This is a genomic window from Streptomyces sp. NPDC087440, from assembly GCF_044744005.1.
In the GTDB taxonomy this organism is placed as follows: Bacteria; Actinomycetota; Actinomycetes; order Streptomycetales; family Streptomycetaceae; genus Streptomyces.
The window spans coordinates 56,211-75,789 of record NZ_JBIUXN010000011.1 but is presented as its reverse complement, the minus strand read 5'-3'; the positions used below and the strand labels follow the sequence as shown (position 1 = coordinate 75,789).

Genomic DNA, 19,579 nt, shown 5'->3' with positions numbered 1-19,579 from the left:
TCCCGGTACGACAACGGTCTGACAGCGGTTGGACAGCGGTGCAGCATCGATTCAGCGCCTTGTGCGCCGAGCCGTGTGCGCCGATCCGCTTCACGCTAGGCAGACGTCCCCGGAAAGCGCCCCCGGCCCCGGGCGATCACCTCCGAAGTGGTGAATCTTCGCCCGAGGCCGGTTAACGATCTTGTTCGTGGCGCACGAGGCCCTTCGGCCGGTGCACAGGTCCGCTCAGCGCTCCCTCGCCCACACCACCTTCAGCTTGGGCGAGGTGAGGATGTCCCACTCGCAGTACCGCGACTCCACCCACTTCTCGCCCGAGTACAGCCCGGTCTGGTCGCGGTAGTGGGGCGAGTTCGGGTTCGAGGACTGGCTGTACGTCAGCAGGGTCTTCGCCACCGGGCAGGGACCCCCGTTCCAGCCGACCGCCTGGATGTAGCTCGACCCGGTGGTCACCTCGGTGTAGCCGCCGCCCGCCGCGTTCCACACGGGCTCGACCTTGTTCCACACGCCCAGCGACTCGGTGCCGCCGTGGACCGGGATGCGCTTACCGTTCCGTACGACGTACTGGTGCTGCCCCAGCGGGGCATCCAGCGCGATCCCCGCCGCCCGCAGCTCCGCCACCGCGCCCCCCAGGGCCGTCGCGAAGCCGGGGGCCGCCGTGTTCAGCCCGCGCGGAGTGCGCACCGGGTCGGCCGCGTCGAACGGCGTCCTCCACAGCGTGGCCGCCGGGACCGCCGGAAGCAGCGCACGCCAGAACCGGTCGAAGAGCAGAGCGCCCCGGCTCCCGGTGTCCATCTGCCGGTCCCACCTCCTCAACACGCCACACGCCTCGCCGAGTTGAAGGTCCTCACATCCCTTGACCACCTCGTCCACGGTCAGGTCGGCGGCCGTGGCCCGGTTGGTGAACTGCTGCTTCTGGAGGTCGGCGACCGTCAGCCGCCCCTTCTTCGCCATCGCCGCCACGTCCTCGACCGCACCCCGCGTGCGCATCGAACGCTGCGTGCCGATGGTGCCGAAGACCCGCTCGTACCCCGTGATCGGCCGGTCCAGGTTGGCCAGCCAGGCGCTGTCGTTGGAGTTCTCCGCGTACGGGGCGTTCTTCAGCGTCGGCATCTTCGACGGGCCGAAGATCCCCGGCTCGACCGCGTCCTTGTCGCTGCCCAGGGCGCAGTCCGTGCGCGAACCGTCCAGCACGGCCAGTCCCGACGAGGGGTACGTGACCTTGCCGAGCGGCGTCGAGCAGCGCTGCGCCAGCTCGTCCGTGATGCGGGGCAGCACCTGCGACTGGGTGAACAGCGAGCCGCCCGAGGAGTCGGCGGCGATGGTGTTCACCCACGGCAGGCCCTGCGTGCGGCGCAGCGACTCCTGTACGCCGTTGACGTCCCGCGCCTTGCTGAAGCCGAGCGCGGTGTCGCCGCCGCGCAGGTTCGTGGCGTTCGGGTCGTTCAGCGCGTACGCCGTCGTGGCCGTCCAGGGCAGCGGGAGCTGGGCGCCGAGCCCGGTGACGACGGGCCCGTACCGGGTCCACCACTGGGTGCGGGTGACCGGATCGCCGCCCTTGACCCGTACGGTCACGGTGCGCTTCGTCATCTGCTCCCGCCTGCCGTCCACGACGTACGCCGTCGGGTCGTCGGGGGCGAGCGTGAGCTGGTGCAGGTTCATGGTGGTGCCGGTGGCGACGGTGTGGCTCCAGGCGATGCGTGCGGTGTGCCCGATCGACACCGTCGCCGAGCCGACCAACGAGCCGCCCATGACGTTGAGTTCGCCCGGGATGGTCTGCTGCGACTGCCAGAACCGCCGCCCGCCCGACCACGGGTAGTGCGGGTTGCCGAGCAGCAGCCCCCGATTGTTCGCCGTCGAACTCCCGCTGAACGCAACCGCGTTGGAGCCCATCGCCGCGTCCGAGGTGTCGAAGAACGTGCGGGCCGCCTCGCCCGGGTCGGTGGCCGCCGTCCGGGGCGTCGCGCCGCCCGGCGGCTGCGCGGCCGTGATGCCGTCCACGCCCCGCCCCTGCCCGCCCAGCACCGAGAACGCGTAGTTCAGGTGCTGCACGTCGGACAGGGTCACCGGCCGCACCCACGGAGCGCCCTTGCACGCGGGATCGCTCACCCGGTTCTGCTTCAGCCAGGCGTTGTACCCGGCCGTCCACCCCCGCATCAGCTCCTTGACCTGCGTGCTCGGCCCCACCGGTGCGGGCCGCGCGATCAGCTTCGCGACGACGCCGGAGTCCCGGACGCCCTGGAAGAACAGGTCGCTCGCCAGGTTCGTCGACGCCGACGACAGCGAGCCGTCCGGCTTCCCCTCCGCGCCGAAGTGCAGCGAGCGCTCGCCCCGGACGGTCGCGAAGCCCTCGGCCAGCGTGCATGCCTGGTCGTTGGCCTGTGCCCACCCGTTGCCGAAGCCCAGGTTCGCGTAGTCCTTGGCCAGGATGTGTGGAATGCCGTACTCCGTGTACCGGATCAGGGCCGAGAGCCCACCGCCCGAGGGTCGCCGCTCCTGGCCCGGACCGTCGGCGGAGGCCGTCGGGGAGAGGGCGGTGGCCGCGGTCAGCAGGGCGACCGCGCCGACGGCGAGACCTCTCCCGCGGTTCCGGGCGACGGTCGGTGTTCGCGTACGGTTTCGGGCGGCGGAGCGGGATCTCGTACGGGTCCGGAGGGACAAGGTGCCTCCCAACAAGGCGTCGCAACACGGGAGTTGCGAAGGGTGACCGAGATGTCACGTGCCACTCAGCCATTACCGACCGGTACCTGTCAACATCCCGGCCGGTATGCGGCCGCCCCGCTTCCCTTGATTTGCCGCCCGGGGCACCGCAGGATCACGCCATGACGACACCAGGGACCCCCGGCCGACTCCCCGACCACCTGTCCGGCCTCCTCGACAGCACGGTCGACGGCGTCCTGCGCGCCTCCGCCCGCCGCACTCCCGACCGCACGGCCCTGCACTACCGGGACCGCTCCTGGACGTACGCCGCACTCGACGCGGCCGTCAGCACCGCGGCCGCCCACCTGCGCAGCGCCCGCCGCCTGGCGGAGGGGGACCGGGTCGCCACGTACGGCCACAACTCGGACGCGTACCTCATCGCCTACCTGGCCTGCGCCCGCGCCGGGCTGATCCACGTCCCCGTCAACCAGAACCTCACCGGCGAGGACCTGACGTACATCCTGCGCCAGTCCGGCAGCTCCCTCGTCCTGGCCGACCCTGACCTCGCGGCCCGCGTCCCCGAGGGCTTCGCGGTACTGCCGCTGCGGGACGCGCCCGGCTCGTTCCTCGACACCCTGAAGGACCCCGTCCCGTACGTGTCGGACGGTGACCCGCTCGCTCCCGTGCAGCTCCTCTACACCTCGGGGACCACCGCCGACCCCAAGGGCGCGATCATGACGCACCGCGCCCTGGTGCACGAGTACGCCAGCGCCGTCGAGGCCCTGGACCTCGCCGCGACCGACCGGCCGGTGCACGCCCTGCCGCTCTACCACTCGGCCCAGATGCACGTCTTCCTCCTCCCGTACCTCGCGGTCGGCGCGGAGAACACCCTGCTCGACGGCCCGGCCGCGGGCACGCTCTTCGACCTGGTCGAGGCGGGCCGCGCGGACAGCTTCTTCGCGCCGCCGACGGTGTGGATCGCCGTCGCCAACCACCCCGACTTCGCGACCCGTTCGCTGGGCGGCCTGCGCAAGGCCTTCTACGGGGCGTCGATCATGCCGGTCCCGGTCCTGGAACGCCTCCGCGCCCGCCTGCCCGGCCTCGCCTTCTACAACTGCTTCGGCCAGAGCGAGATCGGCCCGCTGGCCACCGTGCTGCGCCCGGAGGAGCACGAGGGCCGGATGGACTCCTGCGGGCGTCCCGTACGGCACGTCGAGGCGCGCATCGTGGACGAGAAGGGTGCGGAGGTCCCCGACGGCACGGCGGGCGAGATCGCCTACCGCTCACCCCAACTCTGCCTCGGCTACTGGGGAATGGACGATGCGGATCTCTTCGCGGACGGCTGGTTCCGCTCGGGCGACCTGGCGGTGCGGGACGCCGAGGGCTACTTCACGATCGTCGACCGGGTGAAGGACGTCATCAACTCCGGGGGAGTGCTGGTCGCCTCCCGGCAGGTCGAGGACATCCTCTACACCCACCCCGCCGTGGCGGAGGCGGCGGTGATCGGACTGCCGGACGACCGCTGGATCGAGGCCGTCACGGCCGTCGTCGTACCGCGCGACACATCCCTGACGGAGGATCAACTCCTGTCGTACGCACGCGAGAAGCTCGCCCACTTCAAGGCGCCGAAGCGCGTCGTGTTCGTGGACGAGCTGCCGCGCAACGCGAGTGGGAAGATCCTCAAGCGGGAGCTGCGGGACCGGTTCGCCGGGTAGCGGCACCCGGCGACGGCACTTACGTGGGGCGGCGGTCGACGATCCGCTTGAACTTGCCGACCGACCGCTCCAGCGTCTCCGGATCCACCACCTCCACGCGGGCGGACACCCCGATGCCGTCCTTGATCGCGGACGCGACCGACTGCGCGGCGGTCTCCCGCTCCGAGGCGCTCGCGTCCGCGCGGGCCTCGGCCCGTACCGTCAGACAGTCCATCCGCCCCTCGCGGGTCAGCTGGAGCTGGAAGTGCGGGGCGAGGGCCGGGGTGCGCAGCACGATCTCCTCCACCTGCGTCGGAAAGAGGTTCACACCGCGCACGATGACCAGGTCGTCGCTGCGCCCGGTGATCTTCTCCATCCGCCGGAAGGCACGCGCGGTGCCCGGCAGCAGACGCGTGAGGTCCCGGGTGCGGTAGCGGACGATGGGCATGGCCTCCTTGGTCAGCGAGGTGAAGACCAGCTCCCCCTCCTCGCCCTCGGGCAGCACCTCGCCGGTGATCGGGTCGACGATCTCCGGGTAGAAGTGGTCCTCCCAGATGTGCAGCCCGTCCTTGGTCTCCACGCACTCCTGGGCGACGCCGGGCCCGATCACCTCGGACAGCCCGTAGATGTCGACGGCGTCGATCGCGAACCGCTCCTCGATCTCCCGGCGCATCTCCTGCGTCCACGGCTCCGCGCCGAAGATGCCGACCTTCAGCGAGGTGGAGCGCGGGTCGACACCCTGGCGCTCGAACTCGTCGAGGAGGGTGAGCATGTAGGAGGGGGTGAGCATGATGATCTCGGGCCGGAAGTCCTGGATCAGCTGCACCTGGCGGGCGGTCATCCCGCCGGACGCGGGGATGACCGTACAGCCGAGCCGCTCCGCACCGTAGTGCGCGCCCAGCCCCCCGGTGAACAGGCCGTATCCGTACGCCACATGGACCTTGTGGCCGGGCCGCCCCCCGGCGGCCCGGATGGAACGGGCCACCATGTCGGCCCACATGGAGAGGTCGTTCTCGGTGTACCCGACGACGGTCGGGAGTCCGGTGGTGCCGCTGGAGGCGTGCAGCCGGCGGATCTCGTCCGGCGGGACGGCGAACATCCCGAAGGGGTAGTTCTCCCGCAGATCGGCCTTGGTGGTGAACGGGAACAGGGCGAGATCGGCGAGCGAACGGCAGTCCTCGGGCTTCAGTCCTGCCTTGTCGAAGGCGGCCCGGTAGTGCGGCACGTTCGTATAGGCGTGCCGCAGGCTGCTCTGCAACCGCTCCAGTTGCAGGACTTCCAGCTCCTCGCGACCGAGTCGCTCCGTCGCGTCGAGCAGCGCCTTCATGGATCACTCTCCCGTACCCGCATACCCAAAATGGACGACCGATCATTCGGTCGTGCAGCGTCCGGGGTCAGTAATTCAGGACGGGCGGGCATCTGGCAAGGGGTCGTACGGGGTGGAACGACGTACTTCCGGGTGTCCCGCCCCTCCGGACAAGGCGAAACCCCCCAAACTGTGAGCCATCGGCAGAAGTACCCCATGGACCCCATGGGCCCCGTGGAACCCACGGAACAGAACAACCGGACCGAAGGCAGGGACCAGACATGCACCAGCCCATGACGCAGCGTCGATTCCGCAGAACCGCAGTGGCCGTGCTGATGGCGGCGGCCGGGGTGGCGGGCCTGTCGGCCTGCGGCGACGACAAGCCCGCCCCCGCCGTGACGACGACGGTCACCGCCCCCGCCCCGACCGTCACGGTGACGGCCACCCCGACGCCGCCCCCGGCCGCTTCCCCGGCTCCGACGGGCCAGGCCCAGGGCGCAGGCAAGCCGGACGTGATCCTCACGGGCGACCCGGAGGCGGCCGCCAAGGAACTGGACCGGCTGAAGGCGACGGGCTGGTGGAACCCCAACAAGATCGAGTACGCGGACGATCCGGTGACCGCGCTCCAGCAGTTCGACAAGTGGCTGGCCAAGGGGTACGTCGCAGCGGGCGGGGGCTGGACCCCTGCCGGGGAGGCGGCGGTGGAGGCGGCGAACGACGGCGGCCCGGAGATGTAGGCCTCCGCGGCGCGGGTCCGCGCTCGCTGCCGTGCCCCGTCAGGGGCGCGGGGAACTGCGCGACCAGCCACCCACTCACCCGCACGGAACCGTGCAATCGCCGCGCGGCGAGCGCTTTAGGGAAAGGGGCGGGTCTGGGGCCTCTCTGCCTGAGCCGGGCGGGGCTGACGTGTCCGGTACGGGGGCGGGCCGGGGCCATCTTGGACGCGCTTCCGGCACGGGGGCGGGGCCATGGGCGGTACCCGGGTGGGCCGGGAGCGGGAGGGGCCGCCCCCTTGCCCGCCCGTTCCGCCCCCGGGGGGCGGCCCCGCCGCCCAAGGGGGCTACGGGGAAGGTGGGGAGGGGGTGGTCGCGTCGACCCAAGGGGGCCCGGGGGGTGGTGGGGGAGAGGGGGCTGTTTGGATGAGGGGTATGTCGACCTCTTCCGGGCCCGAGGGAACTCCCCTCGGAGACCACCCCACCCCGCCCCCCGCCCAGTACACCCCCCTCGCCGCCGGCAACCGCGTCGCCTACCGCACCTGGGGCGCCCCGACCGCCCCACCCGTCGTCCTCCTCCACGGCCGCACCACGAACAGCACCGACTGGACGGACATCGCCGAAGCCCTCTCCGCCACCCGCCGCGTCTACGCCCCCGACATCCGCGGCCACGGCCTCAGCGACTGGCCCGGCGGCTACCACTACCCCCAACTGGTCGCCGACATCGCCGAGTTCATCGACGCCCTCGGCCTGGAGAGGGTCGACCTCGTCGGCCACTCGATGGGTGGAGCGATCGCCCTCCAGGTCGCACAGTCCCGGCCCGAGAAGATCACCCGGATCGTGCTGGAGGACGCGCTGCCCCCGTTCCCGCTCGTTCCCGCACGGGCCACCGACCCGCGCCCGCCGCAAGAGGAGATCGACGCCCTCGACTACGACTGGGACCTGATCCCGGCGACCGACGAGGGCGCCAACCACCCCCACCCGGAGTGGGAAGCGGGACTGTCGAAGATCGCCGCACCCGTACTCGTCGTCTCCGGCGGCGAAGCGAGCTTCCTGTCCGACGCGGAACAGCAGAAGCTCACCGACCTGCTCCCCGACGCACGGCGGGTGACGATCCCCGTCGGGCACCTGATCCACCGGAACGATCCGGACGGATTCCTGGCGGAACTCCGGGCCTTCGGTATTTACTGACACCGGCGCGCTGCTGACGATCCGTCTATCGAGCCGCGCCGAGACCGTTCTTCCCTGCTCAGGAGGCCCGAGTTGACCGCGAACGACCGCTCCGCCCGTCTGCTCGTCGGCCTGCTCGCCGGGGCGGGCGCGGCCCACGTCGTGGTGCCGAAGCTGTTCGACGACATGGTCCCGGAGTTCCTGCCGGGCAAGCAGCGCACCTGGACGCACGCGAGCGGGGTCGTCGAGCTGCTGCTCGCGGCCGCGATCGCCGTGCCGCAGACCCGCAAGGCCGGTGGGCTCGCCGCCGCCGGGTTCTTCGCGGGCATCCTCCCGGCGCACCTGAAGATGGCGTACGACTGGCGCGACAAGCCGACCGCGCTGCGGGCCGGTGCCTACGCCCGTATCCCGCTGCAGGCACCGCTCGTGATGTGGGCGGCGAAGGTCGGCCGCAGCGCGGGTCGCTGACCCGGCGTCAGCGGTTGCGGCGGCGCTTGGTCGTCGTCTTGCGCCAGCCGAAGGGGCCCGGGAGGTCCATGGAGGTGGTGCGGCGGCCGGTACTGCTGTGGGTGTGACGGGGGCCGTGGCTGCCGCCGCCGGTGGTGATGGACCAGGAGCGGCGGTTGATGTTGAGGCGGACGCCGGGGAGGATGCGGAAGCTCTTGCGGAAGGTGAGGGGCATGGGCTCGTCTTCTCCTTGGGCAAAGGGCCGTCGAATGGTGTACGGATTGCCGCTTTGGGCGGGTCAATGCGTGGGGCCCTGGCACGGCTGGGCGGTGGGTTGCCGCCGAAGTGTCCGGCCCGCGCTGAAGGGCTGAACCGTCCGTCGGGGGCGAGGGGAACACCCCAGGGGTGCGGGGAACGGCGCGACCAGCCACAATGCACCCGCACGCACCACCCGACCGAGCCCCACCCACCCACTCCCCCGAGAGGCCCCATGCGCACCCTCATCATCGGAGCCGGCGCCACCGGCGGCTACTTCGGCGCCCGGCTCGCCCAGGCCGGACACGACGTCGCCCTCCTCGTCCGCCCCGCCCGCGCCGACACCCTCCGCCGTCGCGGGCTGAGGCTCACCGGGCTCGGCGAGCCCGACGAACGCGTCGAGCCCCGCCTGCTCACCGCCGCCGAACTGGCGGACACGCCCGGCCCGGACCCGTACGACCTGATCCTCCTGACCGTCAAGGCCACCGGCCTGGCCCGTGCGGTCGAGGACTTCGCCCCCGCCGTCGGCCCGGACACCGTGATCCTGCCCGTCCTCAACGGGCTCGCCCACCTCGACCTGCTCACCGAACGCTTCGGCGCGCACCGCGTCTGGGGCGGCGTCGCCAAGATCATCACCACTCTCAACGACGACGGCGACATCGTCCGCCTCGCCCCCTTCGCCACCCTCGATCTCGGGCCGATCGACGGCACCGACCCCGACCGGGCCCGGCGCACGGCCGCCCTGCTCGACGCCGTGCCCGGCGTGCAGGCCACGGCCTCCGCCGGCGTCCTCGGCGACATGTGGGGCAAGTGGTCGTTCATCGTGACGGTGAGCAGCGTGAACATCCTCGGGCGGGGGAATGTCGGCGAGGTCGTCGCCGTGCCCGGAGGCGATGCCCTCGGGCCCGCCGTGTTCGCCGAGGCGGCCGCCGTCGCCGCCGCCTCGGGGCACGCGCTGTCCCAGGAGGTACGGGACCTCGCGGTCGGGATGGCCACCCAGGCCGACTCCCCGCTCACCACCTCCCTCTACCGGGACATGACGGCGGGCCTGCCCTCCGAGGCCGAGCATCTCTTCGGCGACCTCGTGGACAGGGCCCGCGCCCTCGGCGTACCCACTCCGCTGCTGGACCTGGCGACCCTTCAACTCCGGGTGCAGGAGGCCAGGTTGGGGAAGGGGTGACGGGTGGTCAGGGGGCCTTCGGCTGCCACAGGGTGGTGACCGGGTCGTAGACGCGGACGCCCTTCGGCAGGCCGAGTGACGCCGCCGTGATCCGCATCCCGTGGTGCGCCGGGTCCGCCGCCACCCCGATGTCCCGTACGACACGTACATCGGCCGGAGTCGGCGGGGCGAGCACGGTGCGCACCGTGGCGTACGCGCTCGCGCCCGCCGCCACCCGGTACGGCGCGCTGTCGGCCGGAGGGTTCGGTCGGGCGGCACCGTCGAGGTTCCCGAAGGTGACGGTGGGGATGCGGTCGACGGTGCAGGCGGTGCGGCCGTTGTTGGTGAAGCGGAGGGTGAGGACGTCCGGGGTCGGGGCGGCCATCACCTTCAGGGTCAGGTTCCGCTCCGCACAGCGCGGGAGCGGGGCGTGGGCGGGCGGAGTGACGCAGGCCGCGGCCGTGGCCGAGGCGGCGAGCAGGAGCGTGGCGGCGAGTGCGCCGGCCGTGGTGAAACGCTGGTGCGAGTGCATATGTCCATGCTGGGGGCGAAAGGGGCGTTACGGGGAGAGCGCCACCCTTTGTGTGACGGGGCCGTGACACTCCGGCAGGTGCGGGACGCGGGGAGTGCGTAACGTCTGTCCCGTGGCTCTCTTCCGCATCACCGACCGCACGCCTCTCGCCCCCGAGGAGGCCTGGCGGCGACTCACCGCCTGGGAGCGGCATGCCGCCCAGGTCCCCTTCACCCGCATGGTCTTCGGCACCGACCCGCCCACCCGGCAGGGCACCCGGTTCGTGGCGCGCACCCGGCTCGGGCGGATCGGGTTCGACGACCCCATGGAGGTCGTCGTGTGGCGGCCGCCGGAGCACTGCCGCCTGGAGAAGAGCGGGCGGGTGGTGACGGGATGGGCGGAGATCGACGTACGCCCCCTGCCGGGGGGAGGGCCGGGGGCGTACGTGATCTGGACCGAGGACCTGCGGCTGCGCGGGCTGCCCCGGTTCTGCGACCCGCTGCTGGCGGCGGCGGGCCGGGTGGTGTTCGGGCGGGCGATGCGGGCGCTGCTCAAGGAGGGGTGAGCGCGGCCTTGCGGAGGTGAGCGCCCACGCGCTGAGGTGCTCGCTCACTCGCCGAGGTGCGTGCTCACTCCTCCTGTGCGGCCTGTGCGGCTGTCGCCTTCGCCCAGCGGTAGTCCGCCTTCCCGCTCGGTGAGCGGCGGATGCGGTCGGTGAGGACCAGCTTGCGGGGGATCTTGTAGCCCGCCAGCCGGGTGCGGCAGTGGTCCTGGACCGCCGCCAGGTCGAGCCCGGAGGCGCCTTCGCGGACCTGGACGACGGCCGCGACCCGGTTGCCCCACGTGGGGTCGGGCACTCCGGCGACCAGTGCGTCGTACACGTCCGGATGGGACTTCAGGGCCTGTTCGACCTCCTCCGGATAGACCTTCTCGCCGCCGGTGTTGATGCACTGCGAGCCGCGGCCGAGGACGGTCACGATGCCGTCCTCGTCGACGGTCGCCATGTCGCCCAGCAGCACCCAGCGCTGGCCGTCGCGCTGGAAGAAGGTCTCGGCGGTCTTCTTCGGGTCGTTGTAGTAGCCGAGCGGGACGTGGCCGCACTGGGCGAGGCGGCCGATCTCGCCGACGCCCACGGGTGCGTACGTCGCCGGATCGACCACCTTCGTACGCTCGTTGACCTCCAGCCGGAAGCCCTTCTCCGGGCCGGAGTCGTCGGTGGCCCGGCCGTTGGAGCCGGACTCCGAGGAGCCGAAGTTGTTCAGCAGGACGACGTTCGGCACGAGTTCCTGGAACTGGGCGCGCACCGTGTCCGACATGATCGCCCCGGACGAGGAGACGCTGAAGAGGGAGGAGAGGTCGGTGCCCTTGAGGGGGCCGTGCAGGGCGTCGACCAGGGGGCGGAGCATCGCGTCGCCGACCAGCGACACGCTCGACACCCTCTCCTTCTCGATGGTCCGCAGCACCTCCTCCGGCACGTACTTGCGGTGGATGACCACCCGCTGGCCGTAGTGGAAGGCGATGAACGAGGTGAGCGTCGACGTGCCGTGCATCAGCGGGGGAGCGGGGAAGAAGGCGAGGCCCGCACCGCCGGCCGCCACGCGCTCGGCCAGCTCCTCGGGGCGCCCGACCGGGTTGCCGGTCGGGTCACCGCCGAACAACCCCGCGAAGAACAGGTCCTCCTGACGCCACATCACCCCCTTGGGCATGCCGGTCGTGCCGCCCGTGTAGATGATGAAGAGGTCGTCGGCGGAGCGGTCGGGGAAACCCCGCTTCGGGGAGGCGGCGGCTTCGGCGGCCGCGTACTGGACGCAGTCCAGGGCCGGGGCGTCGCCGGGCGGCGAGCCCACCCGCAGCAGGTGGCGCAGCTGCTGTGTGCGGGGGAGCGCGGCGGCCACCCGCTCGGTGAACTCGGCGTCGAAGACGAGGGCGGCGAGTTCCGCGTCGCGGTAGAGGTAGACCAACTCCTCCTCGACATAGCGGTAGTTGACGTTGACCGGAACCAACCGGGCCTTCAGGCAGGCCAGTACGGTCTGGAGGTACTCGACGCCGTTGTACAGGTGCAGCCCCAGATGCTCGCCCGGCTTCAGGCCCGCGTCGATCAGGTGGTGCGCGATCCGGTTCGCGGCCGCGTCCAGTTCGGCGTAGGTGAGGCGGCGCTCCGCGCCCGTACCGGGATGGTCGATGTACACGAGTGCCTCGCGGTCGGGGACCGCGTCGACGACCGACTCGAACAGGTCGGCAAGGTTGTACTCCACCGTTCCTCCTGAACCCCGGTTGCACATGGGCGCGTTGATGTGTCGGCCATCACAGCAAAGGGCGCTTCAAGTGGGAAGGGTGTGCGCCGAAGAAATCTGACTGACTGTCAGAAAACTCTTGAAGTGGCGGGGCCGCTCCTGCAACCTGTTCCAGGTCTGACGACGGGAGGACGGTCATGTCCGGTACGGGATCGAGTGCGGGGCCGAATACGGGATCGGGGACGGGGTCGGATACGGGGTCCCCTTCGGGATCGGGCACGGAGCACCTCGCCGTGCGGCGCGAAGGCGCCACGCTGGTGCTCACCCTGAACCGGCCCGAGGCGAAGAACGCGTTGTCGTTGCCGATGCTGGTCGGGCTGTACGACGGCTGGCTGGAGGCCGATGCGGACGACTCCGTGCGGTCGATCGTCCTGACGGGAGCCGGGGGATGCTTCTGCGCGGGCATGGACCTCAAAGCACTCGCGGGCCAGCGCGGGATGGGCGGCGAGGACGACGCGTACCGCGCCCGGATGAAGGCCGACCCCGACCTGCACTGGAAGGCGATGCTGCGCCACCACCGGCCGCGCAAACCGGTGATCGCGGCGGTCGAGGGCCACTGCGTGGCGGGCGGCACGGAAATCCTCCAGGGCACGGACATCCGCGTCGCGGGCGCCTCCGCGACCTTCGGCCTCTTCGAGGTGCGGCGCGGCCTGTTCCCCATCGGGGGCTCGACGGTGCGGCTGCCGCGCCAGATCGCCCGCACGCACGCGCTGGAGATGCTGCTGACCGGGCGGCCGTACGGGGCGGAGGAAGCGGCGCGGATCGGGCTGATCGGACGGGTCGTACCGGACGGAACGGCGCTGGACGCGGCGCTGGAGATCGCCGAACGGATCAACGGCTGCGGGCCGTTGGCGGTGGAGGCGGTGAAGGCGTCGGTGTACGAGACGGCCGGACTGCCGGAGGAGGAGGGCCTGGCGGCGGAACTGAAGCGCGGCTGGCCGATCTTCGACACACGGGACGCGAAGGAGGGGGCGAGGGCGTTCGCGGAGGGGCGGGAGGCGGTGTTCCGGCGGGAGTGAGGGGCGTGCGCGGGTCGGCCTGTCGGGGCGTACGGCGAACCCGCGCGGCGGGAGAGCCGGGACCTGCCCGGCCGGACCCCGGCCCTCGGAGGCTTCTGCGGCTCGCCCGGCATGACCTGGGCCCACGCCTGCCGAGCCCTCGGGGGGCGCCGGGCTTCGCCGCCAGGAACCCCGACGGCCTCCGCCGAGCCCCGCAGAGCCCGGTGCTTGCTCGCGGTGCGGATCGTGGCGGGGCCGGGTGCATCTCGCCGGGTGTGGGGTCGGCCCGGCAAGCAGTCGGACCGCCTTGCCGGGCTCAGCGGGGTCCGGGGGTTGCTCGCGGTGCGGATCGTGGCGGGGTCGGGTGTGTCTCGCCCGGTGTGGGGTTGGCCCGGCAGGCAGTCGGACCGCCTTGTCGAGCTCAGCGGGGTCCCTGGGCGCGGGTCGTGACCGGGCCGGGTGGGGGACTGGCCCCGCGCGCAGCCGGGCCGCCCCTCCACGTCCCCCAGGGTTCACGACCGGCCCGGCCTGCGACCCCGCCTGCCGGGCGGTGCCGGGGTCCCGTCCATCGGAGGCGGCCCGCACACCCGCATCCCGACCGGCCCGCGTGCAGCCCGAAAGCCAGTACCTCGGAGAGACGTAACCAACCAGCCCCACCCCGGAGACCGGAGGCCACATGCCCGTCCTGAAAGCTCCCCTCACCGTCGAGTTCCCCTTCACCCGTTCCCTCGGCCCCGTCCAGTCCGCCTTCCTCACCGGACTGCGTCACCGCACCCTCCTCGGTGTGCGGACGGCCTCCGGGCAGGTGCTCTTCCCGCCCACGGAGTACGACCCGGCCACCGCCGCCGAACTCCGCGACCTGGTGGAAGTCGCCCCCACCGGCACCGTGACCATCTGGGCCTGGAACCCGTCCCCCCGCCCCTTCCAGCCCCTCGACACCCCCTTCGCCTGGGTCCTCGTCAAGCTGGACGGCGCCGACACCGCCCTCCTGCACGCCCTCGACGCCCCCGGCCCCGAGCAGCTCCGCTCGGGCCTGCGGGTCCGCATCCGCTGGGCCCCGGAACGTACCGGCGCCATCACCGACATCGCCTGCTTCGAACCGTACGAGAGCACCGAGGAGCAGCACGGCGAGAAGCAAGTGGTCCCGCACGACGGCGAGTTCGAGGACATGACCACCCTCTTCACCGCCCCCGCCCGCCTCGACTACACCTACACCCCCGGCCGCGCCCCCACCGACTACCTCACCGCCCTCGCCGACCACCGCATCGTCGGCGAGCGCTGCCCCTCCTGCCGCAAGGTGTACGTCCCGCCCCGGGGCGCCTGCCCCACCTGCGGGATCGCCACCGCCGAGCAGGTCGAGGTCGGCCCCGGGGGCACCGTCACCACCTTCTGCATCGTCAACATCAAGGCCAAGAACCTCGACATCGAGGTGCCGTACGTCTACGCGCACATCGCCCTCGACGGGGCCGACCTCGCCCTGCACGGCCGTATCGCGGGCATCCCGTACGACCAGGTCCGGATGGGGCTGCGCGTCGAGCCGGTGTGGACCGGGGACGCCCGCTACCCCGACCACTACCGGCCGACCGGCGAACCGGACGCCGACTACGACGCGTTCAAGGAGCTGATCTGAGCCATGCCCCCAACTCCCGCTCCCACAGGGCCGGTACGCGAGGTCGCCGTCGTCGCCTTCTCGCAGACCGACCACCGCCGCCGCACCGACGAACTGTCCGAAGTCGAGATGCTGATGCCGGTCCTGCACCGGGTCCTCGCCGAGACCGGCCTCAAGACCAGCGACATCGGCTTCACCTGCTCCGGCTCCAGCGACTACCTCGCGGGCCGGGCCTTCTCCTTCACCATGGCGCTCGACGGGGTCGGCGCGTGGCCGCCGATCTCGGAGTCGCACGTCGAGATGGACGGGGCCTGGGCGCTGTACGAGGCCTGGGTGAAGATCCTCACCGGCGAGGCGGACACCGCGCTGGTCTACGCGTACGGGAAGTCCTCGCCGGGACAGGTCCGCGACGTCCTGACCCGCCAGCTCGACCCGTACTACGTCGCCCCGCTCTGGCCCGACTCCGTGTCGCTGGCCGCCCTCCAGGCGCAGGCCCTCATCGACGCGGGCGACGCCGACGAACCGGCCCTCGCCGCCGTGGCCTCCCGCAGCAGGACGGACGCGCGGGCCAACTCGCATGCCCAGCTCAAGGGTGACATGCCGTCAGGGGACTACCTGGTTCACCCCCTCCGCACCACCGACTGCCCTCCCGTCTCCGACGGTGCGGCCGCCGTCATCCTCGCGGCGGGCGACCGCGCACGCGAACTGTGCTCCCGCCCCGCCTGGATACGCGGCATCGACCACCGCATCGAGGCCCACAGCCTCGGCGTCCGCGACCTCACCGACTCACCGTCCGCCCGCCTCGCCGCCGAGCGCGCCGGAGCGTACGAAATCACCCTGGACACCGCCGAGTTGCACGCGCCCTTCACCTCCCAGGAAGTCGTCCTGCGCAAGGCCCTCGGCCTCGGCGACGACATCACGGTCAACCCCTCCGGCGGGGCGCTCGCCGCCAACCCGATCATGGCGGCCGGTCTCATCCGCATCGGCGAGGCCGCCGCCCGCATCCACCGCGGCGAGTCCGACGCGGCCCTGGCGCACGCCACGTCGGGTCCGTGCCTTCAGCAGAACCTCGTAGCAGTCCTGGAGGGAGACCCCCGTGAGTAGCCAGCGCGCCAGCCACAAGGAGCCCGTCGCGGTCGTCGGCATCGGCCAGACCGCGCACGTCTCCGCCCGCCACGACGTCTCGATCGCGGGCCTGGTCCGCGAGGCCGCCCAACGTGCGCTCGACGACGCCGAGTTGACCTGGTCGGGCATCGACGCCGTCGTGATCGGCAAGGCCCCCGACTTCTTCGAGGGCGTCATGATGCCGGAGCTCTACCTCGCCGATGCACTGGGCGCGGTCGGCAAGCCCATGCTCCGCGTGCACACTGCGGGCTCCGTCGGCGGCTCCACCGCCCTGGTCGCCGCCAACCTCATCGCCGCCCGCGTCCACGGCACGGTCCTCACCCTCGCCTTCGAGAAGCAGTCCGAGTCCAACGCCATGTGGGGCCTCTCCCTCCCCATCCCCTTCCAGCAACCCCTCCTCGCGGGCGCGGGCGGCTTCTTCGCCCCGCACGTCCGGGCGTACATGCGGCGCACCGGAGCCCCCGACCACATCGGCTCCCTCGTCGCGTACAAGGACCGCCGCAACGCCCTCAAGAACCCGTACGCCCACCTCAAGGACCCCACCCTCACCCTGGAGAAGATCCAGTCGGCCCCCATGCTGTGGGACCCCATCCGCTACTCCGAAACCTGCCCCTCCTCCGACGGCGCCTGCGCCATGATCCTCACCGACCGGGCGGGCGCGGCCCGCTCCCCGCACCCGCCCGCCTGGGTGCACGGCGGCGCGATGCGCAGCGAACCCACCCTCTTCGCGGGCAAGGACTTCGTCTCCCCGCAGGCGGGCAAGGACTGTGCCGCCGACGTCTACCATCAGGCGGGCATCACCGACCCGCGCCGCCAGATCGACGCCGTCGAGATGTACGTCCCCTTCTCCTGGTACGAACCCATGTGGCTCGAAAACCTGGGCTTCGCCGCCGAGGGCGAGGGCTGGAAACTCACCGAGTCCGGCGTCACCGAACTCGACGGCGACCTCCCGGTGAACCCCTCCGGCGGAGTCCTCTCCACCAACCCCATCGGCGCCTCCGGCATGATCCGCTTCGCCGAGGCGGCCCTCCAGGTCCGCGGCCGGGCGGGCGCCCACCAGATCCCCGACGCCCGCACGGCCCTCGGCCACGCCTACGGAGGCGGCTCCCAGTTCTTCGCCATGTGGGTGGTGGGGGCGGAGCGACCGGAAGGGTGAGGGTGGGCGGTTGCCCCGTTTGCCTCGGGCGCCTCTGGTGCGCGGCGGGGCGCGGAACCCGGAGCCGTTCCGGCAGGAGGGACGGCCCGGGAACGGCCCAGGTCCATGCCCTTAGGCAACGCGAAGACCAGGGGTGGGATCAGGGGCTGGTCTCAGGTAACCAGTCCGTGCTGAACTGGCCGGGTGGACAGTGCTTTAACGAGCCTCGTGGCGGTTGCAGGCACCTTGCTGGGATCTTTCCTTACCTTCCTCTTCCAGCGACGGGCGGCGGATCGCGCTGAAGCCTTCGCTTGGAGGAGGCTGATCAGAGAAGAACGGCTGGCCGCCGTCAGCAGCTTTGCCGAAGCCGTCGTCGCCTACCGGCGGGCGCAGTACGACCCGTTCCACCGAAGAACAGAAGGCCGAAACGGCCCGACGCTTGCCGATGCGCAGACGGAGGCGTACCACCGTCGCATGGTGGCGCAGCAAGCTCTGTTCCGGGTCCGCCTTGTCACCGATGATCAAAGCCTTGTTCAGCTGGCAGAAGAGGCCCTTGAAGCCACCAGATTGATGTGGGATGCGGCGGACAGGCCGAGTTTGGAGGCCCGTGCCGATCAGGCCAAGCAGGCGCTGAACGAATTCGTGCTCCGGGCGGGAAAGCACATTCGCAGTTGACCGCGTTCCGTGTTCGTTGTGCTGGATGGCCCGGAATCGGATGACGCTGCATGGGCACCCGCTCACGAAGCGTCGGGAGGGACATCGGGGGGTCGCCGGAAAGGATGCTGAAGCCCGGTGCTGGTGCTGTGGTGCGACAACGCGGAGTCCATCCGGCGGGCGCGAGACGCCGCTTCCACCACCTCAAGCTGGCCTCCGTCTGCTCGTATGGCATGCATGGCGGAGAATCGGAACCTGACGCGGCCCGCCTGTGCTTGTGCCAACAGCTCCGTCAGGGAAGTCGACCTGCCGCGATCGGGGTGGGCGAGCCATTCCGCTGCTCGGTCGGTAGCCGCCGCCATGGCCATGTCCACCTTCGCCGCCGCCAGAGCCACGTCCTCGGGGCCTTCGAGGAGGACCCGTTCGTAGACCGTGCTGAGACCCGGAGTGTGCAGCGACTGCAAGTGTTCGAAGGCTTCCTCCCGCTTGGGGGGATCTTCGGAGAGGGCCGCATCGACCCGCTGCAGGATCTCCAGATCGGCTGATGTCTCAGCAAGAAACGAGGCGTACGCCTGCCTCCGGGGTTCTCGCAGCTGCGAGACGTGGTCGGCCCTCACCTGCCTCTCTTGGTGCCGTTCCTGGGCTGCGAGCTGCATCGTGAGTTGAGATCGGGCCCAGAATCCTGACATCCCCGCAGCCAAGGCGGTTCCGAGAGCTCCGACACCCGCGCCGAGGACTGCTGCCATGCCTGCGTCCATGGTTCGATTCTGCTCTTCCTCGCATGCTTCAAGTAGGGCTACATACAGGATTGTTGACGGTGAGGGCGGGCTGTCCCCGGTGTGACGGCGTCGCCAGGGCCGGGGCGCAACACCCGTGGCTGACGCTTTCGTGGCGAGCGGGTGCCGGAGACGGCCGTGCTCCGGTGGATGGGCGCTGCCCGGGACCGCTGCGTGGGGTGGTTTGCCGGGTCGTTACCCTGCGTCCGTGATGACCACGGATGATCGCCGTTTCCCGGAGGGGCTCGCCGCAGCGCTGGCCGTCCCGTTTCGCTACGACGGTGGCGACGGGGTGGAGTTCGAACCCTTCCCGCGCTTCCTGTCGGCCGACGAGACCACCGCGTGGTTCCGCGCGTGGATCGGGAACGCGGAACTGACCGGCGCTGACTTCCGGTTGTTCGGGCAGGACGGCACGGGAGGCTGTGCGGCGTTCTGGCTGGCCCGCCCGGAGGGGGATCCCGCCGCGCAGCCCGTCGTCTTCCTCGGCTCCGAGGGGGAGACCGCCGTCGTCGCGCGCGACCTGGCTGACTTCCTGTGGTTGCTGGCGGGTGGCTACGGCCCGCTCGAAGCGATTCCCTTGTTCGCCGAGGTGCGCCGGCCGGGCTGGACACCACGGTTCAACCCGGAGCTTGCCGCCGTTGCGCAAAGGTTCGCACCCGGGGCACCCCGGGCAGCTGCCGACGTCATCAGGCGAGCCGTCGAGGAGTTCCCGGACTTCGAGAGCACGGTGGACGAGATGTGCCGCTGATCGGAGGAGGTGGGCTCCCCGCGACGCCGAGGCGACGGAGAGCCTCAGCGAGGGCGGTGCTGCCGGACACTGTGTCGACGATGCGCTCGCCGACGGTGAAGTACGGGGCAGCCCGCCCGGCGCGGGCGGTGGAAAACGATCCGTGGGTGTGTGGACATGTCCCCACCATGTGGCCGGGCGTACAGGACCCCTTCGGGGAACTTGTGCCGACTGGTCTTTCCGTCTCTGGCGGAGTGCCGTCGGGCTGTTCATTCTTCATGCATGAGCACCGCTGGCCAGCAGACCGAGGTCCGCAGGCTCTTTGTTCAGTGCCGCCTCAGGCGAGGAAGCGTCCGGCGGGCAGAAGGC

Annotated in this window: 18 protein-coding genes; 12 read left to right on the top strand and 6 right to left on the bottom strand. The window is 71.4% G+C overall.

Annotated elements, in window-relative coordinates; translation table 11 throughout:
* Window positions 1-225: 225 nt before the first annotated feature.
* Window positions 226-2,550, bottom strand: coding sequence for a penicillin acylase family protein (locus ACIO3O_RS22100; protein ID WP_401748707.1), 2,325 nt, complete (start codon window positions 2,548-2,550; stop codon window positions 226-228).
* 269 nt (window positions 2,551-2,819) lie between these two features.
* On the opposite strand from ACIO3O_RS22100, the gene ACIO3O_RS22095 reads away from it, so the two are divergent.
* Entirely contained in the window at window positions 2,820-4,352 is a 1,533-nt protein-coding gene (locus tag ACIO3O_RS22095) for a fatty acyl-CoA synthetase (RefSeq protein ID WP_401748367.1), read from the top strand.
* A 19-nt stretch (window positions 4,353-4,371) separates the two neighbouring features.
* Here ACIO3O_RS22095 and paaK read toward each other — a convergent pair whose 3' ends face one another.
* Window positions 4,372-5,658: a phenylacetate--CoA ligase PaaK gene (gene paaK / locus ACIO3O_RS22090; RefSeq protein WP_401748366.1), complete on the bottom strand. Its 1,287-nt coding sequence runs from the start codon at window positions 5,656-5,658 to the stop codon at window positions 4,372-4,374.
* A gap of 272 nt (window positions 5,659-5,930) precedes the next feature.
* On the opposite strand from paaK, the gene ACIO3O_RS22085 reads away from it, so the two are divergent.
* The 3 genes from ACIO3O_RS22085 to ACIO3O_RS22075 all read left to right on the top strand — a co-directional run bounded on the left by ACIO3O_RS22085 (window position 5,931) and on the right by ACIO3O_RS22075 (window position 7,988).
* A complete protein-coding gene (locus ACIO3O_RS22085; protein ID WP_401748364.1) occupies window positions 5,931-6,374 on the top strand; it encodes a hypothetical protein in 444 nt (147 codons plus the stop codon).
* 411 nt (window positions 6,375-6,785) lie between these two features.
* On the top strand, window positions 6,786-7,541 hold the full coding sequence (locus ACIO3O_RS22080) for an alpha/beta fold hydrolase (RefSeq protein ID WP_401748362.1): 756 nt from the start codon (window positions 6,786-6,788) through the stop codon (window positions 7,539-7,541).
* 72 nt (window positions 7,542-7,613) lie between these two features.
* Complete coding sequence (locus tag ACIO3O_RS22075) at window positions 7,614-7,988, top strand: hypothetical protein (RefSeq protein ID WP_401748360.1); 375 nt, start codon at window positions 7,614-7,616, stop codon at window positions 7,986-7,988.
* A 7-nt stretch (window positions 7,989-7,995) separates the two neighbouring features.
* On the opposite strand, the gene ACIO3O_RS22070 is transcribed toward ACIO3O_RS22075, so the two are convergent.
* Entirely contained in the window at window positions 7,996-8,202 is a 207-nt protein-coding gene (locus tag ACIO3O_RS22070) for a DUF4236 domain-containing protein (RefSeq protein WP_401748358.1), read from the bottom strand.
* A 255-nt stretch (window positions 8,203-8,457) separates the two neighbouring features.
* Between ACIO3O_RS22070 and ACIO3O_RS22065 the strand changes: the two genes are divergently transcribed.
* Window positions 8,458-9,402, top strand: a complete 945-nt coding sequence (locus ACIO3O_RS22065) for a ketopantoate reductase family protein (protein ID WP_401748357.1) — start codon at window positions 8,458-8,460, stop codon at window positions 9,400-9,402.
* A 7-nt stretch (window positions 9,403-9,409) separates the two neighbouring features.
* Here the strand turns inward: ACIO3O_RS22065 and ACIO3O_RS22060 are convergent, their stop codons facing one another.
* Window positions 9,410-9,913, bottom strand: a complete 504-nt coding sequence (locus tag ACIO3O_RS22060; RefSeq protein ID WP_401748356.1) for a DUF4232 domain-containing protein — start codon at window positions 9,911-9,913, stop codon at window positions 9,410-9,412.
* 112 nt (window positions 9,914-10,025) lie between these two features.
* Between ACIO3O_RS22060 and ACIO3O_RS22055 the strand changes: the two genes are divergently transcribed.
* Window positions 10,026-10,457, top strand: a complete 432-nt coding sequence (locus tag ACIO3O_RS22055; RefSeq protein ID WP_401748355.1) for an SRPBCC family protein — start codon at window positions 10,026-10,028, stop codon at window positions 10,455-10,457.
* Window positions 10,458-10,521: 64 nt separating this feature from the next.
* On the opposite strand, the gene ACIO3O_RS22050 is transcribed toward ACIO3O_RS22055, so the two are convergent.
* Complete coding sequence (locus ACIO3O_RS22050; RefSeq protein ID WP_401748354.1) at window positions 10,522-12,147, bottom strand: acyl-CoA synthetase; 1,626 nt, start codon at window positions 12,145-12,147, stop codon at window positions 10,522-10,524.
* Window positions 12,148-12,419: 272 nt separating this feature from the next.
* Between ACIO3O_RS22050 and ACIO3O_RS22045 the strand changes: the two genes are divergently transcribed.
* The 5 genes from ACIO3O_RS22045 to ACIO3O_RS22025 all read left to right on the top strand — a co-directional run bounded on the left by ACIO3O_RS22045 (window position 12,420) and on the right by ACIO3O_RS22025 (window position 17,728).
* Entirely contained in the window at window positions 12,420-13,205 is a 786-nt protein-coding gene (locus ACIO3O_RS22045) for a crotonase/enoyl-CoA hydratase family protein (protein WP_401748353.1), read from the top strand.
* A 655-nt stretch (window positions 13,206-13,860) separates the two neighbouring features.
* Entirely contained in the window at window positions 13,861-14,814 is a 954-nt protein-coding gene (locus tag ACIO3O_RS22040) for a Zn-ribbon domain-containing OB-fold protein (protein ID WP_401748352.1), read from the top strand.
* A gap of 3 nt (window positions 14,815-14,817) precedes the next feature.
* Window positions 14,818-15,897, top strand: a complete 1,080-nt coding sequence (locus tag ACIO3O_RS22035) for a thiolase domain-containing protein (RefSeq protein ID WP_401748350.1) — start codon at window positions 14,818-14,820, stop codon at window positions 15,895-15,897.
* Entirely contained in the window at window positions 15,890-17,074 is a 1,185-nt protein-coding gene (locus ACIO3O_RS22030) for a thiolase domain-containing protein (protein WP_401748348.1), read from the top strand. Before ACIO3O_RS22035 ends, ACIO3O_RS22030 begins: the two co-directional genes overlap by 8 nt.
* 207 nt (window positions 17,075-17,281) lie before the next feature.
* Window positions 17,282-17,728 carry a hypothetical protein gene (locus ACIO3O_RS22025; protein WP_401748347.1) on the top strand — a complete coding sequence of 149 codons (447 nt, stop codon included), beginning with the start codon at window positions 17,282-17,284 and terminating at the stop codon, window positions 17,726-17,728.
* A gap of 62 nt (window positions 17,729-17,790) precedes the next feature.
* On the opposite strand, the gene ACIO3O_RS22020 is transcribed toward ACIO3O_RS22025, so the two are convergent.
* Entirely contained in the window at window positions 17,791-18,465 is a 675-nt protein-coding gene (locus ACIO3O_RS22020) for a hypothetical protein (protein ID WP_401748345.1), read from the bottom strand.
* Between the two features lie 229 nt (window positions 18,466-18,694).
* Between ACIO3O_RS22020 and ACIO3O_RS22015 the strand changes: the two genes are divergently transcribed.
* Complete coding sequence (locus tag ACIO3O_RS22015) at window positions 18,695-19,231, top strand: SMI1/KNR4 family protein (protein ID WP_401748706.1); 537 nt, start codon at window positions 18,695-18,697, stop codon at window positions 19,229-19,231.
* Window positions 19,232-19,579: the final 348 nt, after the last annotated feature.

What these genes read in the sequence shown, in the direction of transcription:
- ACIO3O_RS22095 (WP_401748367.1), top strand. Translation starts at nt 2,820, where the DNA reads ATGACGACACCAGGGACCCCCGGCCGACTCCCCGACCACCTGTCCGGC.
- paaK (WP_401748366.1), bottom strand. Translation starts at nt 5,658, where the DNA reads ATGAAGGCGCTGCTCGACGCGACGGAGCGACTCGGTCGCGAGGAGCTG.
- ACIO3O_RS22085 (WP_401748364.1), top strand. Translation starts at nt 5,931, where the DNA reads ATGACGCAGCGTCGATTCCGCAGAACCGCAGTGGCCGTGCTGATGGCG.
- ACIO3O_RS22080 (WP_401748362.1), top strand. Translation starts at nt 6,786, where the DNA reads ATGTCGACCTCTTCCGGGCCCGAGGGAACTCCCCTCGGAGACCACCCC.
- ACIO3O_RS22070 (WP_401748358.1), bottom strand. Translation starts at nt 8,202, where the DNA reads ATGCCCCTCACCTTCCGCAAGAGCTTCCGCATCCTCCCCGGCGTCCGC.
- ACIO3O_RS22065 (WP_401748357.1), top strand. Translation starts at nt 8,458, where the DNA reads ATGCGCACCCTCATCATCGGAGCCGGCGCCACCGGCGGCTACTTCGGC.
- ACIO3O_RS22060 (WP_401748356.1), bottom strand. Translation starts at nt 9,913, where the DNA reads ATGCACTCGCACCAGCGTTTCACCACGGCCGGCGCACTCGCCGCCACG.
- ACIO3O_RS22040 (WP_401748352.1), top strand. Translation starts at nt 13,861, where the DNA reads ATGCCCGTCCTGAAAGCTCCCCTCACCGTCGAGTTCCCCTTCACCCGT.
- ACIO3O_RS22035 (WP_401748350.1), top strand. Translation starts at nt 14,818, where the DNA reads ATGCCCCCAACTCCCGCTCCCACAGGGCCGGTACGCGAGGTCGCCGTC.
- ACIO3O_RS22020 (WP_401748345.1), bottom strand. Translation starts at nt 18,465, where the DNA reads ATGGACGCAGGCATGGCAGCAGTCCTCGGCGCGGGTGTCGGAGCTCTC.
- ACIO3O_RS22015 (WP_401748706.1), top strand. Translation starts at nt 18,695, where the DNA reads ATGACCACGGATGATCGCCGTTTCCCGGAGGGGCTCGCCGCAGCGCTG.